The following is a 14,946-nucleotide window of genomic DNA, read 5'->3' as shown; positions in this document are numbered from 1 at the left end:
GGGGGCGCCCGGCGCCTCCCCTCTCATTGCACGGCAGCCTCTTTCGCTTGGGCGCAAGGGGCTGACTGCCATCTTCGCGGCGCCCTTGCACCATGCGGCTGCCGTTCCTCCCCTTGTGCAGACAGCACATAAGCGCCGCTTGAGCCCCGCTTATCGGGGCTTCGCCTGCCTGGCTTGTTCCGACAATGACGCAAATCCTTCCGTCATTGCGCCATGGACTCCAGCCAAGACAAAAGCCTTCCCGCCACCGAACGCAAACTGCAGAAAACGCGTTCTGACGGCCAGGGTGCGCGCTCTCGGGACCTGTCGCACCTGGCCATCCTGGGCACGGGCGCGCTGATGATGCTGATGGGCGCAGAGCCCCTGATCCAGCACCTGCGCATGGCACTGGCCCAGCAATTGGCCTTCGACGCGCACACGGCCAAGACGCCGGCCCTGATGATGGAGCGCATGCTGTCCATGGGCAGCCTGGGCCTGAAGATTTCCCTGGTCGTTGCCGCCGTGACCACTGGTGCGGCCCTGGTGTCGGGCATGCTGGCCGGCGGCTGGATCCTGAGCCTCAAGCCCATCCAACCGCAGTTCAACCGCCTCAATCCGCTGTCGGGCCTGACCAACCTGTTTTCCAAGCAGCAGATGGTGACCGTGGTGAAGATGGTGGTGATGACGGCCATCCTCTCCTTCGTGGCCTGGAAGTTCCTGAGCGGCCATCTCGCCGAGATCGCCGCCATCTCCTCCCAGCCCTCGGCCATGGCGCTGTCCATGACGGGGCAATGGCTGGCCAGCGGCGTGGCCCTGCTGCTGCTGGTGGTGTTCCTGATGGCCGTGATCGACGTGCCGCTGCAGGCCTACCTGTTCAAGTCGCGCCTGAAGATGAGCCACGAGGAAGTCAAGCAGGAGCACAAGGAATCCGACGGCAACCCGCAGATCAAGAGCAAGATCCGCCAGAAGCAGCGCGAGATCGCCGACCGCGCCAGCGTCAACGCCGTGCCGCGCGCCGACTTCGTGGTCACCAACCCCACGCACTACGCCGTGGCCCTGCGCTACGACGAAAAGACCATGGCCGCCCCGCAGGTCATCTCCAAGGGCACGGACCTGGTGGCGCTGAAGATCCGCGAAGTCGCGGGCGCCCACAAGATCCCGGTGCTCGAATCCCCCATGCTGGCGCGCGCCCTGTACGCGCACGCCGATCTGGACCAAGCCATTCCCGCCGCGCTGTACACGGCCGTGGCCCAGGTCCTGGCCTATGTCTACCGCCTGAAGGCCGCGCTGCGCGGCGAAGGCCCCATGCCTGGCGATCTCGGCGAACCCGTCGTGCCCGCCGAACTCGATCCGCACCAGGGCCGCCGCGCGCCAGGCGCCGCCGCGACCACTGAAGGTACTGCTCCATGACGACGAATCCGCTCCAATCCCTGCAATCGATGTGGTCGAGCGAGAACGCCAAGTTCGCTCAGGGCCTAATGGCGCCGCTGCTGGTGGTGGCCATCCTGGCGCTGATGGTGCTGCCCATTCCGCCGTGGCTGCTGGACACCTTCTTCACGCTGAACATCGCCGTGGCGCTGATGGTGATGATGGTGGCGGCCTACATGATCCGGCCGCTGGACTTCGCGGCCTTCCCGTCGGTGCTGCTGCTGACCACGCTGATGCGCCTGTCGCTGAACGTGGCCTCCACCCGCGTGGTGCTGCTGGAGGGCCACACCGGCCCCGGCGCGGCCGGCGCGGTGATCGAGGCCTTCGGCCACTTCCTGATCGGCGGCAACTTCGCCGTCGGCCTGATCGTGTTCGCCATCCTGGTGGTGATCAACTTCGTGGTGATCACCAAGGGTGCCGAGCGTATCGCCGAAGTCTCGGCCCGCTTCACCCTGGACGCCATGCCCGGCAAGCAGATGGCCGTGGACGCCGACCTGAACGCCGGCCTGATCGACGAAAAGGAAGCCAAGCGCCGCCGCGCCGAGGTGCAGGAAGAGGCCAATTTCTTCGGCTCCATGGACGGTGCCAGCAAGTTCGTGCGCGGCGACGCGGTCGCCGGCATTCTGATCCTGGTGATCAACATCATCGGCGGCTTCGCCATCGGCATGATCCAGCACGGCCTGTCGGCCGGCCAGGCCGCCGACAGCTACATCCTGCTGGCCGTGGGCGATGCGCTGGTCGCGCAGATCCCCGGCCTGCTGATCTCGGTGGCCGCGGCCATGGTGATCTCGCGCGTGGGCAAGGAAACCGACATGGGCCAGCAGATCGCGCAGCAGCTGTTCATGTCGCCCAAGGTGCTGGGCATCACGGCCGGCGTGCTGGGCCTGCTGGGCGTCATTCCGGGCATGCCCCACGTCGTGTTCCTGTGCACCGGCGCGCTGCTGGGCTGGCTGGCCTGGATGCTCTCGCGCCGCCAGCAGGAACGCGCCTCCCAGCAGACCCAGGCGCCCGCACCCGTGGCCGCGCCCAGCGATGGCGAAGCCACCTGGGACGACCTGCAGCCGGTGGACCTGCTCGGCCTGGAGCTGGGCTACCGCCTGATCACCCTGGTGGACAAGGGCCGCCAGGGCGACCTGCTGACCCGCATCAAGGGCGTGCGCCGCAAGTTCGCCCAGGAAGTGGGCTTTCTGCCCCCGGCGGTGCATGTGCGCGACAACCTGGAGCTCAAGCCCAGCGCCTACCGCATCACCCTGCGCGGCGTGATGGTGGGCGAGGGCGAGGCCTTCCCCGGCATGTTCCTGGCCATCAATCCGGGCGGCATCAGCACCCCGCTGATCGGCACCCAGACCACCGACCCGGCCTTCGGCCTGCCCGCCCACTGGATCGACGAACGCCAGAAGGAAGCGGCACAAATGGCAGGCTTTACCGTGGTTGATTCGGAAACCGTGATGGCCACCCATTTGTCACACTTGATGCAAGTGCATGCCGCCAAGCTGATCAGCCGTACCGAGACGCAGCAGTTGGTGGAGCATGTGGCCAAACTGGCTCCCAAGCTGATCGAAGAAGTCATTCCGAAAATGGTGTCCATCACGACGTTCCAGAAAGTGCTCCAGCTGCTGCTGGAAGACTCGGTGCACGTGCGTGACATCCGCACCATCATCGAGACGCTGGCCGAGCACTCCTCGACCACGCAGGACCCTGTCGAGCTGGCCCGCCGCGTGCGCATTGCGCTGTCGCCGTCCATCGTCCAGCAGATCTACGGCCCGACCCGCGAGCTGAACGTCATCGCCATCGAGCCCGGACTCGAGCGCCTGCTGGTGCAGGCCCTGTCCAACCCCGGCTCCCCCTCACTGGATCCCGGCGTGGCCGAGATCCTCACCCAGAAGGCGGCCGACATGGCCAACCAGCAAGAAGAGCTGGGCCTGCCTGCCTGCCTGCTGGTTCCCGATTCCATCCGCAATTCCATTGCCCGCCTGGTGCGTCGCGTGGCGCCGCGTCTGCAGGTTCTCGCCCACAGCGAGATCCCCGAAACGCACACCATCCGCATCGGCTCGATTCTTAAAGGTGCATCCGCATGAACATCAAACGCTTCTACGCCCCCACCTCCCGCGAGGCCCTGGCCAAGGCGCGCATGGCTTTCGGAGCGGGCACCCTGATCCTGTCCAACCGCAACACGCCCGATGGCGTCGAGGTCATGGCCACGGCCGAGGACACGCTGGAGCACAGCAAGGCCGCTGCCAGCAGCACGCCGCTGCAGCAGGCCATCGAGCGCCGCTCTGCAGAGGAAACCACGGGCCTGCGCCCGCAGGTGCAGGCCAAGCTGATCCAGGCGCAGACCCAGCCGCGCACGGCGCAGCCGGCAATGCAGGCCGCACAGGCGGCTCCGTCGCGTGCTTCCCAGGCAACGTCGTCGGCGATTGCGCAGGCCATCTCGCAGGCAGCCTCGCTGTCGGCAGACGGTGCCGAGCCGGCCGGCCTGCGCCAAAGCGTGCAGGAAGACACCGAACAGCTGGCCATGAGCACCCTGTCCTTCCAGGACTATGTGCGCGAACGCATGCTGCGCCGCCGCCACGAGGCCGGCGTTGACGAGCCGCTGCCCAGCTTTGCCCAGCGCCGCAGCCTGGGCGACGCCCTGCGCGAAGCACCGGCCGCCGCGCCCACGGCTGCACAGCAGCCGTTCAAGGCACAGCCCGCGCCTTCCGTGGCCCGCCACAACCCGCTGCGCGCCAGCGCCGAAGCGCCGCTGCGCGAGACCCTGCGCAGCGAGCCCGCACCGACCATGGCCTCCCAGGCACTGCGCGATGAGCTGCAGTCCGTGCGCGACCTGATCGAAGAGCGCTTCAACACCCTGACCTGGCTGGGCCAGACGCGCCAGAACCCCATCCACGCCAACCTCACGCACAAGCTGATCCGCGCGGGCTACTCCCCCGTGCTGGCCCGCGCCCTGGTCGAGCACATGCCCCAGGACCTGTCCGCCGGCGACGCCGTGCGCTGGCTGATGCAGGTGCTGGAACGCAATCTGCGCACCGACGCCGACCAGGCCCCGCTGTACGAGCAAGGCGGCGTCTTCGCCCTGGTGGGCTCCACCGGCGTGGGCAAGACCACGACTACGGCCAAGCTGGCTGCCCTGTGCGCCGCCAAGTACGGCGCCGCCAGCGTCGGCCTGATCACCCTGGACACCTACCGCGTCGGCGCCCACGACCAGTTGCGCTCCTACGGCCGCATGCTGGGCGTGGTGGCCCACCTGGCCCATGACCGCGCCGCGCTGCAGGACCTGCTGGGCCTGCTGGCCAACAAGCAGCTGGTGCTGATCGACACCACGGGCGTGGCCCCGCGCGATCCGCGCAAGGACGAGATCCTCGACCTGCTGGACCTGCCCGGCATCCAGAAACTGCTGGCCGTGAACGCGGCCGGCCAGGGCGATGCGCTGGACGATGTGATGCAGGCCTTCAAGGCGCGCGGCTCCAGCCAGGCCATCCTCACCAAGGTGGACGAGGCCGTGAAGCTGGGCCCGTCGGTGGACACACTGATCCGCCACCAGATGCAGCTGCGCGGCGTGACCAACGGCCAGCGCGTGCCCGAAGACTGGGAACGCGCCGATGCGCAGCAACTGGTCTCCGCCTCCATGCGCGCCGCCACCCGCTCGGCCTTCGATCCCAAGGCGCTGGACCTGGACTTCTTCTTCACCCCGTCCAGCCCCAGCACGGAAGGCGAGATCCACCATGCTTGAAACCTTCCCCCAGCTGCACCAGGGCCTGGGCCTGCACGGCCAGCCCGGCGCCGCCGCTCCCATGGGCCTGCGTGTGCTGGCCATGCTGCGCGACACGGCCAACGACCCGCAGGGCCAGGCCGAACAATCCCTGCTGTGGCCGGTCTGTGCCAGCCTGCAGCGCCTGGGCCTGCCCGTTCTGGTGCTGGACGCCAGCCAGGGCGAGTCCCCGGATGCACCGGGCCTGGCGCAGCTGCTGCAGCAAAGCGCCTGGCAGGCCCGTACCGGCCTGCACCCCGATCCCCGTCACAGCTCGGTGGCCGTGCTGCCGGCGCGCCAGGGCCTGGATCTGCTGCCCCAGCAGGCACGCCAGGCCGGCATGACGCCCATGCAATGGCTGCAGCGCCACGTGCGCGGCTACGCCATCGTCATGCTGTATGCCAATGCCGACACGCTGGCCAGCAACCTGGCCGGCCAGGCCGTGCACCCGCTGATGGTGCTGCCCGAACAAGGCACCCGCGTGCTGGGCTGCTACCGCCAGCTCAAGCAGCTGGCAGTGCATGCCGGCCTGCGCTGCCTGCTGGCGCCGCTGCTGCCCAGCGCCGATGACCTGGGCGTGACCAGCTACGATTGGCGCCGTGGACAGACCGGCGCCCGCAGCCAGGCCGAGGATGCGCAACAGCTGCAATCGCAGATCGACGCGCTGATGCGCTGCGCGCAACGCCACCTGGGCCATGCGCCGGGACTGCTGCCCGTGCGCCTGCACCATGCACCGGACTTGCAGCGCCTGGCGCTGCAACTGCTCAACCATGCGGGCAGCGTGTTGCCACATGGCGGCCAGGATCTGGCCGCCGGCTTCGCGCCGCTGCCCGCATCCCATGCCTGGAGCCACTGACTGCCATGTACACCGCCAAAGGCCAACTCGACCGCGATGCACTGATCCGTCGGCATGTACCTCTGGTACGCCGGATCGCGCTGCACATGATCGCCAAGCTGCCTCCCAATGTGGAGCTTGATGATCTGATACAGGTCGGAATGATCGGCCTGGCCGAAGCACTGTCCCGCTTCGAGAGCGAGCAGGGCGTGCAATTCGAGACCTTCGCCAGCCAGCGCATCCGTGGCGCCATGCTCGATGAGCTGCGCGAAGGCGACTGGATGAGCCGCAGCTCGCGCAAGAGCCAAAAGGACATCGAGCACGCGCTGCACCGCCTGGAGCAGCGCCTGGGGCGCACGCCGCTGGAATCCGAGATCGCCGACGAACTGGGCATGGACCTGGACGACTACCAGTCGCTGCTGGGCAAGGTGCGCGGCACGCAGCTGGTGTATCTGGAGGACATGTCGGGCGGCGACGAGGGCGAGGACTTCCTCGAGCGCCACGTGGCCGACAGCGGCGCCGATCCCTTTGCGCTGCTGCGCGACCACCGCCTGCGCGTGGCCCTGGTCGAAGCCATCAAGGCCCTGCCCGAGCGCGAGCAGTACATCATGGGCATGTACTACGAGCACGACATGAACCTCAAGGAAATCGCCGCTGTGCTCGGCGTGACCGAATCGCGCGTGTGCCAGCTGCACAGCCAGGCGATTGCGCGCTTGCGTACGAAGATGCGGGCGCATTGACTGGGGGCACCCCTGAGGCGCTTGCGCGCCTTCCCCCTCTCTACCCGCTACGCGGGGGAGGGGGACGACACCCTTGCGGCGGGGCGGCCCTTGCTCGGTGTCCCTCGCTTTGGGGCGCGCCGGGTTTTGGCGCTGCTGGTCTGATCTATGTTTGCGGATCGATGCCGCATTCCCAGCCTTCCGCCCCCTTTTCCCTCTCCCATTCCCTTTTCTATGCGCTGCCGCGCATGGCCTGGACTTCGCGTTCGAAGATGCGCCAGAAGGCGGGTTCCTGCGTGGTGGCGAAGTTGATGCGCATGCAGGTGCTGGGCTGGCGGCCGGCGTGGAACATGGCGCCGGGGGCGATGAAGTAGCCGGCGTCCAGCAGGCGCTGGGCCAGGGTTTCGGTGTCCACGCCGGTGTCCACCCAGCCGAACATGCCGGCCGGCTCGGCCGCAAAGCGGGCGCCGGCCTGCTGGGCCAGTGCCACGCTGCGCATGCGGGCCTGGGCCAGGTGCTGGCGCAGGCGCTCGGCATGGCGGCGCAGCTGGCCCTGGTCCATGCAGTGGGCCAGGGCGCGTTCCATCAGCGAGGGGGTGGTGAGCGTGGACAGCAGCTTGGTGTCCACCAGGCGCTCCACCAGGGCGGGCGGGGGCGCCAGGTAGCCCACGCGCCAGTTGGGCGCCAGCAGTTTGGCGAAGCCGCTCACATAGATGCTGTGGCTGAGGCGGTCCAGCACGGTCATGCGCGCTGCGTGGTCGGGCGCGATCTCGCCATAGGTATCGTCCTCCACCACGTAGAAGCCGAATCGCCGCGCCAGCTGCAGCACCTCGTGGGCGCTGGCCGGTGACAGGCTGTAGCCGGTGGGGTTGTGCAGCACGCTCACGCTGACGTAGAGCTTGGGTGCGCAGCTTTCGCAGTAGCGCTGCATCACGGCCAGGTCCGGCCCGTCGGGGCCGCGCGGCACGGGCAGCACGCGCATGCCCAGCGATGCCAGGCGCGCGAATTCCACGGCCCAGCCGGGCTCCTCCACCATCACCGGGTCGCCCGGCTGCAGCAGGGCGCGGCTGACCACGTCCAGCCCATGCGTTGCGCCCATGGTGGTGATGATGTGCTGCGGCGCCGCCGCAATGCCCAGGCGCGCCAGGCGCCGCGACAGTGCCTCGCGCAGGCCGATGTCGCCCAGCGGGTCGCCGTAGCCCACGCAGGAGTCGTGCAGGGACTTGCCCGAGCAGGCCTTGCGCATGGCTGCCGCCAGGAAGCCTGCCTCCAGCCACTCGGCCGGCAGCACGCCCGCCCCGGGCTGCGGCCTGCCGCCCACGCTCTGGTGGAACATGCCGCGCACCAGCATGGAGGCATTGATGCGCGTGCCCTTGGGCACGCCAGTGGCCTCCTCGGCGGGGACCGCACGGGCCTGTTCGGGCTGCAGCAGCGGCGCATCCTGCACGAAGTCGCGCACGAAGAAGCCGCTTTGCGGCCGCGCCTCGACCAGGCCCTGGGCCTGCAGCAGGTCATAGGCGGCCACCACCGTGTGCGTGCTCACGCCCTGCTGGCGCGCGCATTCGCGCACCGAAGGCAGGCGTGCGCCCGCAGGCAGCAGCCGCATGCGGATGCGCTCGCCCAGGCGCTCGGCCAGCTGGGTGCTCAGGGTCTGCGGCGCCAGCCGCGAGAGGGGAACGGTCATACGGAAACGGGTGTGAACGGCTGCGAACGGCTGCAAACGGCTGCGAATGGGTCACCAGAAAGTCACTGTATCGGGATAGGCACCAATACAGAACATGCAATTGAGGGTCCAACTGTATTGGCACTGTACAGGTCTTGCACCTATATTTCATGCATTCGTGCTGCGGAGAAGGCCTGCCGTGCCCTCCTCCCCAACAGCCCCTGCCGCCTGTATGGAGACCTTCGGGGCCACCGCCTCATGCCACCGTCCGAACTCACCGCTTTGCTGCTGCTCGCCGCTTCCATGAGCTTCAGCCCCGGTCCCAACACCACGCTGTCCACGGCCCTGGCCGCCAACCACGGCCTGCGCCCGGCGCTGCGCTTCGTCCTGGCCGTGCCAGTGGGCTGGTGCGTGCTGCTGGTGCTGAGCACGGCCGGCGTGGGCGCGGCCATTGTCGCGGCGCCGCTGCTGCTGTGGCTGGTCAAGGCCGCCGGCATCGGCTACCTGCTGTGGATGGCCTGGCGCCTGAGCCGCAGCGCGCAGATGGCCTCGCTGCAATCGCCGCAGCAGCTGCAGGTGGGCTTCTGGCAGGGCGTGGGACTGCAATTCGTGAACATCAAGGCCTGGCTGCTGGCCCTGGCCATCGTGGCCGGCTGGCTGGCCGGGCGCGACGACCTGACCGAGCGCCTGGCCGTGGTGCTGCCCGTCATGGCCGCCTATGCCTTTTTCAGCAATCTGCTGTATGCCTGCGTGGGCGCACTGCTGCGCCACTGGCTGGCCCAGGGACGCAGGCTGCTGTGGTTCAACCGTGCCATGGCGACCATGCTGGCGCTGACGGCGATGTGGATGGTGGCCGCATGAGGGTCCTCCACCCACGCCCAGGCAAAGGCCGTACTGGCCTGCCCAGCTATTGAAGGGAGGATGCGCAGACCCTTCACGCCCGCGACAAAATACCCTCATTGCCGGCGCAAGAGCGAGCGCACTATCCGCACTCCGCTCTTCACATGCGGCCGGCCCGTGCCCCACGACGGCATGGCAATCCATACCAGCCCGCCCGCATGGCGGGCACCGCAAAGACCTGGAACTGCTTTTTTTATGACGACCTGGACGCTGGCAGACCGTGCTGCCAAGATGAACCCCTCCGCCATCCGCGAAATCCTCAAGCTCACTGACCGTCCCGGCATCATCAGCATGGCGGGAGGCCTGCCCTCGCCGCTGGCCTTCCCGCTGGACGAGTTCACCCAGGCCTGCCAGACCGTGATGCAGCGCGATGGCGCCTCGGCCCTGCAGTACGCCACCAGCGAGGGCTTCGCGCCCCTGCGCCAGGCCGTGGCCGACTTCCTGCCCTGGGAAGTGGACCCCGACCAGGTGCTGATCACCACCGGCTCGCAGCAGGCGCTGGACCTGATCGGCAAGGTCTTCCTGGACCGTGGCAGCCGCATGCTGGTCGAAAAGCCCACCTACCTGGGCGCGCTGCAGGCCTTTGCACCGCAGGAACCGATTCCCGTGGGCGTGGACAGCGATGACGACGGCATCCTCGTCGAGGACTTCGCCGCCAAGGCCGGCACCGGCGCCGACAAGGCACGCCTGGCCTACGTGCTGCCCAACTTCCAGAACCCCACCGGCCGCACCATGGCCGAGGCACGCCGCCAGGCCCTGGTGGACAAGGCGCGCGAACTCAACATCCCGCTGATCGAGGACAACCCCTACGGCGACCTGTGGTTCGAGCAGGCCCCTGCCCTGCCGCTGGCCGCGCGCAACCCCGAAGGCGTGATCTACCTGGGCTCGTTTTCCAAGGTGCTGGCCCCGGGCCTGCGCATCGGCTTCCTGGTGGCGCCCAAGTCCGTCTACAACAAGCTGCTGCAGGCCAAGCAGGCGGCCGACCTGCACACGCCGGGCTTCAACCAGCGTGTGGTGTCCGAGGTCATCAAGGACGGCTTCCTGGACCGCCATGTGCCCACCATCCGCGCCATGTACAAGCGCCAGCGCGACGCCATGCTGGCCGCGCTGGAACGCGAAATGGCCGGCCTGGACGTGCAGTGGACCCGTCCCGTGGGCGGCATGTTCCTGTGGGTTCGCCTGCCCAAGGGCATGGATGCGCAAAAGCTGCTGCCCGCCGCCGTGGAACGCGGCACGGCCTTCGTGCCCGGCGCGCCGTTCTATGCGGACGAGCCCCAGGCCAACACGCTGCGCCTGTCCTACGTGACCGTGTCGGCCGAGCAGATCGACAAGGGCATCGCCGCCCTGGCCGACGCCATCCGCTCCACGATGTAAACCACCCCCTGAGCGGCTAGCGCCGCTTCCCCCTCTCTACTTGCTTCGCAAGGGAGGGGGACGACGCCCTCGGCTAGGCGCCCCCGCCGTGAGGCGGCTCTTGCTCGGCGTCCCTGGTGTTTGGGCCAGTTACCTGCTTGGGCCAGGGGGAAGCCGACACGCAGTCGAACCAAAGTCCGGCTTGCTGTCGGCTTTTCCATCCTCCCTTCCATCTGCCCATTGCCATGACACCTGCATACGTCTCCCGCCAGCGCCCCTTCATGACCGTGGACGTGTTCACGGCACGGCCCTACCTGGGCAATCCGCTGGCCGTCGTGCTCGACGCCACCGGGTTGACCGATGCGCAGATGCAGTCCTTCGCGGCCTGGACCAATCTGTCCGAGACCACCTTCGTGCTGCCTCCCACCGAAGCGGGCCGCGCCGCAGGCGCCGACTACCGCGTGCGCATCTTCACGCCGGGCGGCGAGCTGCCCTTTGCCGGCCATCCCACGCTGGGCAGCTGCCAGGCCTGGCTGGCGCAGGGCGGCGTGCCGCAGCAGGCCCAGCGCATTTTGCAGGAATGCGCCAAGGGGCTGATCGGCATCGAGCGCCAGGACGGGCGCCTGGCCTTTCAGGCACCGTCCACCGACATCAGCGACGTGGAGCCCGGCCTGCTGGATGACGTGGCGGCCGCGCTGGGCGCAGAACGCGGCCAGATCCTGCGTGCGGCCTGGCTGGACAACGGCCCGCGCTGGATGGGCGTGCTCTTCGAACACCCCGACCAGGTGCTGTCGCTGGAGCCCGACCATGCAAGGCTCAAGGCGCTGAACACCAAGGTGGGCGCCTGCGCGTTGTACGACAGCGCGCAAGATGCACCGGCACTGATCGGCCGCAGCAGCCGCGAGGCCCGCGCCTTTGCCACGGGCCAGCGGCCAGCCGCAGCCGAGGCGGATGCCGCTCCCAGCCTGGAAGTGCGCGGCTTCGCCAGCCCAGTCGGCGTCACTGAAGACCCCGTCACCGGCAGCCTCAACGCCAGTCTGGCCCTGTGGCTGCGCGGCGAAGGTCTGCTGCATGCGCCCTACATCGCCAGCCAGGGCTGCTGCGTGGGGCGCGACGGGCGCGTCCACGTCAGCGAGGACGCGCAGGGCGCGCTGTGGATAGGCGGCCATGTCGTGGAATGCGTGAGCGGCCAGGTGCTGCTGTAGGGCCCGGCACGGCAGGCCTGTCGCCAAGGCGGCAGCCAGTCGCCCGCAGGACAAACGCCAGCGCCGGCGCTGGCCACAATCCGCGCCATGGGAACCCTCTATCTTGTGCGCCATGGCCAGGCCTCGTTTGGTGCCGAAGACTATGACCAGCTCAGCGAGCGCGGCACGGCGCAGTCGCAAAGGCTGGGTGCCTACTGGCGCGAACGCGGCCTGCGCTTCGACGCGGTCTACACGGGCACGCTGCGCCGCCATGCGCAGACGCTGGCCGGCATCGCCGACGGCCTGGGCAGCCTGCCTGCCGAGCAACACCGCACCCAGGCGCTTGCAGGCCTCGATGAATACGACAGCGGCGCGCTGCTGCAGGCCATCCATCCGGCGCCCCTGCCCAAGCCCGACACGCCCGAGCTGTACCGCCACCACTTCCGCCTGCTGTGCGATGCCCTGGCCCAGTGGATGGCCGGCACCATCAGCCCCAAAGGCATGCCCAGCTGGGATGATTTCTCAGGCGGCGTGCGCCAGGTGCTGGAGCGCGTGCGCCACGAGCATGCCGACGAAAACGTGCTCCTGGTCAGCAGTGGCGGTCCCATCTCCACCGCCGTGGGCCATGTGCTGGGCACCTCGCCCGAGGTCACCATTGCGCTGAACATGCGCATCCGCAACAGCGCCGTGACCGAGTTCACCACCAGCCCCAAGCGCCTGATGCTGCAGACCTTCAACACGCTCAACCACCTGGACACGGACGAGCACCGCAGCTGGATCACGCACGCCTGAGACGGCACCGGCAAGGCTGTCACACAGCTATCACGCCAAGGCATAGCAGCCAGAACACGGGCGCTCTGGGCCGGCCTGCGCTTTTGCGCCAAACTCGCCGGCCAGGAGACAAAAGACCCATGAACAAACGCCGTTTCACGCGCAGCGCCCTGGCCTGCGCGGCCCTGCTGCTGGCCGCCATCACCAGCCAGGCCCAGCCCCTGTCGAACAAGCCCATCCGCATCGTCGTGCCCTTTGGCGCAGGCGGCGTGGCCGACGTCACCTCGCGCGTCGTCGCGCAAAAACTGGCCTCGCAGCTGGGCCAGCCCGTCATCATCGACAACAAGCCCAGCGCAGGCGGCATCGTCGCGGCCGACACCGTAGCCAAGTCCGCGCCCGACGGGCATACGCTGTTCCTCATGTCCAACGGCAGTGCCGTCACCGTGGGGCTGTTCAACCAGCTGCCCTTCGACATGGTCAAGGACTTCACGCCGATATCCACCCTGGGCTACTTCGACATCGGCGTGCTCACCGCCAGCGACTCGCGCTTCAAGAACCTGGGCGAGCTGGTGGCCTGGGCCAAGGCCAACCCCGGCAAGCTCAACATCGGCAGCATCGCCATCGGCAGCACCCAGCATCTGGCAGCCGAACTGTTCAAGACCACCGCCGGCATCGACGCCCAGATCGTGCCCTTCAACGGCACCCCTGCCGTGGTCACGGCCCTGCGCGGCAAGCAGATCGACGCGGCCGTGGAAATCCTCACGCCCATCATGGGCCAGATCAACTCCAAGGCCGTCAACCTGCTGGCCATCACCGGCGACAAGCGCTCGGCCCTGCTGCCCGGCGTGCCCACGGCCCAGGAGTCAGGCGTCAAGGGCTTCGTCGCCTCCTCCTGGAACGCCCTGGCCGCCCCAGCCAAGACCCCTCCGGAAATCATCGCCCGCCTGAACAAGGAAATCGCCGCCGCCGTGAACTCCCCCGAAGTCACGCAGAAACTGCGCGAAATGAACGTGCAGGCCCAATCCAGCACGCCCGAGCAGACCGCGCAATTGCTGCAATCGGAAATCAAGCGCTGGGGCGACGTGATCGTCCAGGCCAAGATCCCAAAGCAATGAAGCAATGAAGCAATAAAGGAATAGGCCGAGCGAAGCAAAGGCCCGAGCAAACTCCCCGTATGTCAGCGCCTGCGTCGTGGCGGTTGCGGGGTTGCAAGCCTGCCGAAGGACAGGCTTGCTTCGTGATCTGACTCGCCGTGATGTTTGAACGTAGCGCGCAGCGCGAAGTGAGTTTCACGGCGAACCCCGCAGCCGCCACGACGCAGGTGGCCCCGCAGCGCAGCGAAGGGGTCGCGGACATTTGGGCGCATTTCTTTGCCTACTTTCTTGCTGCGCGGCAAGAAAGCAGGTCGGCCGCCGGGCCGAATCCCGGCCTCGAAAAACCACCACCCGGCAGGGTCCAAAAAGACCAAAAACTAAAGAGGCTCCGGCGCCCTTCCGACAGTATCCGCAGGCAGCGCAACCATCTCGGACAACAACCGCACCAGCCCCCGAGCCGAAGCCTCCACCATCAAAGCCCCCCGCTCGGCCGTGGCCCCCGCAGCATTCCCCACCGCCCCGCAAACGTTGTAATCCTCGATGGCCCAGCCCATCTTGGCGCTTCGCCCATTGCCCAGCAAGGCATGCCGCTGCGCCCTATCCTCCGAAGTGGAATGAAAGTCCCGCGCATGCTCCATGCGCACGGTCTCCGGCGCCAGGTGCAGCATCATCGACGTCTCCACCTCGCCGCCATGGATGCCGAAGCGGTGCTCATGCGCGCTGAACTGCGCATTGGCCGCATCGTCCACCAGTCCGAACCAGCTGCTGCTGTAGACCAGCAGGCCATGGCGCATGCGCAGCTCGCGCGCCACGATGTCCATCACGCTGACCTGGCCGCCATGGCCGTTGAGCAGCAGCAGCCGGCGCACGCCGGCGCGTGCCACGCAGGCGCCCAGCTCGGTCCACAGTGCGATCACCGTGGCGGGCGACAGCGTCAGCGTGCCGGCAAAGGATTGGTGCTCCACGCTGAAGCCGATGTTCTGCGGGGGAAGGAACAGCGCGGGCAGCTCGGGCGGCAGCAGCGGCAGGGCCGCATCGATCACGCCCTGCAGCAGGCGGGCGTCAACGGACATCGGCAGGTGCGGACCGTGCTGCTCCACGGCGGCCACGGGCAGCACGGCGATGGTTTCGGCAGCCAGGCCACTGGCCTGGGCCTGCGCAAAGTCGCGTGCAGAGGCCTCGGCCCACCAGCGGGAAGGCCAGGCGCCGGGGGATATCTGTTCGGGCGGGGAGTCTTGCATGGCCCGATATTAGGGCCATCCATGGGCTGCC

12 protein-coding genes are annotated in these 14,946 nt (G+C 68.1%); 10 read left to right on the top strand and 2 right to left on the bottom strand.

Annotation, left to right across the window (positions count from 1 at the left end):
* The first annotated feature begins 213 nt into the window (after positions 1 to 213).
* Genes CLV01_RS03090 through CLV01_RS03070 form a run of 5 tightly spaced genes read left to right on the top strand, consistent with a single transcriptional unit; the run spans position 214 to position 6,730 of the window.
* Entirely contained in the window at positions 214 to 1,389 is a 1,176-nt protein-coding gene (locus tag CLV01_RS03090) for an EscU/YscU/HrcU family type III secretion system export apparatus switch protein (protein WP_013800346.1), read from the top strand.
* Positions 1,386 to 3,485 (top strand): flagellar biosynthesis protein FlhA, encoded by a 2,100-nt coding sequence (flhA, locus tag CLV01_RS03085; RefSeq protein ID WP_012202531.1) that lies wholly within the window; start codon positions 1,386 to 1,388, stop codon positions 3,483 to 3,485. The genes CLV01_RS03090 and flhA overlap by 4 nt, the downstream gene beginning before the upstream one ends.
* Positions 3,482 to 5,137: a flagellar biosynthesis protein FlhF gene (gene flhF / locus CLV01_RS03080; protein WP_099732412.1), complete on the top strand. Its 1,656-nt coding sequence runs from the start codon at positions 3,482 to 3,484 to the stop codon at positions 5,135 to 5,137. Before flhA ends, flhF begins: the two co-directional genes overlap by 4 nt.
* Complete coding sequence (locus tag CLV01_RS03075; protein ID WP_013800344.1) at positions 5,130 to 6,011, top strand: hypothetical protein; 882 nt, start codon at positions 5,130 to 5,132, stop codon at positions 6,009 to 6,011. Before flhF ends, CLV01_RS03075 begins: the two co-directional genes overlap by 8 nt.
* 5 nt (positions 6,012 to 6,016) lie before the next feature.
* A complete protein-coding gene (locus tag CLV01_RS03070) occupies positions 6,017 to 6,730 on the top strand; it encodes an RNA polymerase sigma factor FliA (RefSeq protein ID WP_012202528.1) in 714 nt (237 codons plus the stop codon).
* Positions 6,731 to 6,941: 211 nt separating this feature from the next.
* Here CLV01_RS03070 and CLV01_RS03065 read toward each other — a convergent pair whose 3' ends face one another.
* Positions 6,942 to 8,393 (bottom strand): aminotransferase-like domain-containing protein, encoded by a 1,452-nt coding sequence (locus tag CLV01_RS03065; protein WP_099732413.1) that lies wholly within the window; start codon positions 8,391 to 8,393, stop codon positions 6,942 to 6,944.
* Positions 8,394 to 8,630: 237 nt separating this feature from the next.
* Between CLV01_RS03065 and CLV01_RS03060 the strand changes: the two genes are divergently transcribed.
* The 5 genes from CLV01_RS03060 to CLV01_RS03040 all read left to right on the top strand — a co-directional run bounded on the left by CLV01_RS03060 (position 8,631) and on the right by CLV01_RS03040 (position 13,695).
* Positions 8,631 to 9,233: a LysE family translocator gene (locus CLV01_RS03060; protein WP_099732414.1), complete on the top strand. Its 603-nt coding sequence runs from the start codon at positions 8,631 to 8,633 to the stop codon at positions 9,231 to 9,233.
* 234 nt (positions 9,234 to 9,467) lie between these two features.
* Positions 9,468 to 10,646 carry an aminotransferase-like domain-containing protein gene (locus tag CLV01_RS03055; RefSeq protein ID WP_034398011.1) on the top strand — a complete coding sequence of 393 codons (1,179 nt, stop codon included), beginning with the start codon at positions 9,468 to 9,470 and terminating at the stop codon, positions 10,644 to 10,646.
* 224 nt (positions 10,647 to 10,870) lie between these two features.
* Entirely contained in the window at positions 10,871 to 11,830 is a 960-nt protein-coding gene (locus CLV01_RS03050) for a PhzF family phenazine biosynthesis protein (RefSeq protein ID WP_099732415.1), read from the top strand.
* Positions 11,831 to 11,917: 87 nt separating this feature from the next.
* Positions 11,918 to 12,601 carry a histidine phosphatase family protein gene (locus CLV01_RS03045; RefSeq protein WP_034398008.1) on the top strand — a complete coding sequence of 228 codons (684 nt, stop codon included), beginning with the start codon at positions 11,918 to 11,920 and terminating at the stop codon, positions 12,599 to 12,601.
* Positions 12,602 to 12,720: 119 nt separating this feature from the next.
* Entirely contained in the window at positions 12,721 to 13,695 is a 975-nt protein-coding gene (locus CLV01_RS03040; RefSeq protein WP_013800338.1) for a Bug family tripartite tricarboxylate transporter substrate binding protein, read from the top strand.
* Between the two features lie 356 nt (positions 13,696 to 14,051).
* Here the strand turns inward: CLV01_RS03040 and CLV01_RS03035 are convergent, their stop codons facing one another.
* Positions 14,052 to 14,915 carry a creatininase family protein gene (locus CLV01_RS03035; RefSeq protein WP_071953731.1) on the bottom strand — a complete coding sequence of 288 codons (864 nt, stop codon included), beginning with the start codon at positions 14,913 to 14,915 and terminating at the stop codon, positions 14,052 to 14,054.
* Positions 14,916 to 14,946 lie beyond the last annotated feature (31 nt).

Source organism: Delftia sp. 60, assembly GCF_002754395.1.
GTDB classification, from domain to species: Bacteria; Pseudomonadota; Gammaproteobacteria; order Burkholderiales; family Burkholderiaceae_C; genus Comamonas; species Comamonas acidovorans.
The sequence above is the reverse complement of the archived record's forward strand: the minus strand, read 5'-3'. Positions and strand labels throughout refer to the sequence as shown.

Bases quoted from the DNA above. Each gene is read 5' to 3' on its own strand.
- CLV01_RS03060 (WP_099732414.1), top strand. From the start codon at position 8,631: ATGCCACCGTCCGAACTCACCGCTTTGCTGCTGCTCGCCGCTTCCATG.
- CLV01_RS03055 (WP_034398011.1), top strand. From the start codon at position 9,468: ATGACGACCTGGACGCTGGCAGACCGTGCTGCCAAGATGAACCCCTCC.
- CLV01_RS03075 (WP_013800344.1), top strand. From the start codon at position 5,130: ATGCTTGAAACCTTCCCCCAGCTGCACCAGGGCCTGGGCCTGCACGGC.
- CLV01_RS03040 (WP_013800338.1), top strand. From the start codon at position 12,721: ATGAACAAACGCCGTTTCACGCGCAGCGCCCTGGCCTGCGCGGCCCTG.
- flhA (WP_012202531.1), top strand. From the start codon at position 1,386: ATGACGACGAATCCGCTCCAATCCCTGCAATCGATGTGGTCGAGCGAG.
- CLV01_RS03090 (WP_013800346.1), top strand. From the start codon at position 214: ATGGACTCCAGCCAAGACAAAAGCCTTCCCGCCACCGAACGCAAACTG.
- flhF (WP_099732412.1), top strand. From the start codon at position 3,482: ATGAACATCAAACGCTTCTACGCCCCCACCTCCCGCGAGGCCCTGGCC.
- CLV01_RS03050 (WP_099732415.1), top strand. From the start codon at position 10,871: ATGACACCTGCATACGTCTCCCGCCAGCGCCCCTTCATGACCGTGGAC.
- CLV01_RS03065 (WP_099732413.1), bottom strand. From the start codon at position 8,393: ATGACCGTTCCCCTCTCGCGGCTGGCGCCGCAGACCCTGAGCACCCAG.
- CLV01_RS03045 (WP_034398008.1), top strand. From the start codon at position 11,918: ATGGGAACCCTCTATCTTGTGCGCCATGGCCAGGCCTCGTTTGGTGCC.
- CLV01_RS03035 (WP_071953731.1), bottom strand. From the start codon at position 14,915: ATGCAAGACTCCCCGCCCGAACAGATATCCCCCGGCGCCTGGCCTTCC.
- CLV01_RS03070 (WP_012202528.1), top strand. From the start codon at position 6,017: ATGTACACCGCCAAAGGCCAACTCGACCGCGATGCACTGATCCGTCGG.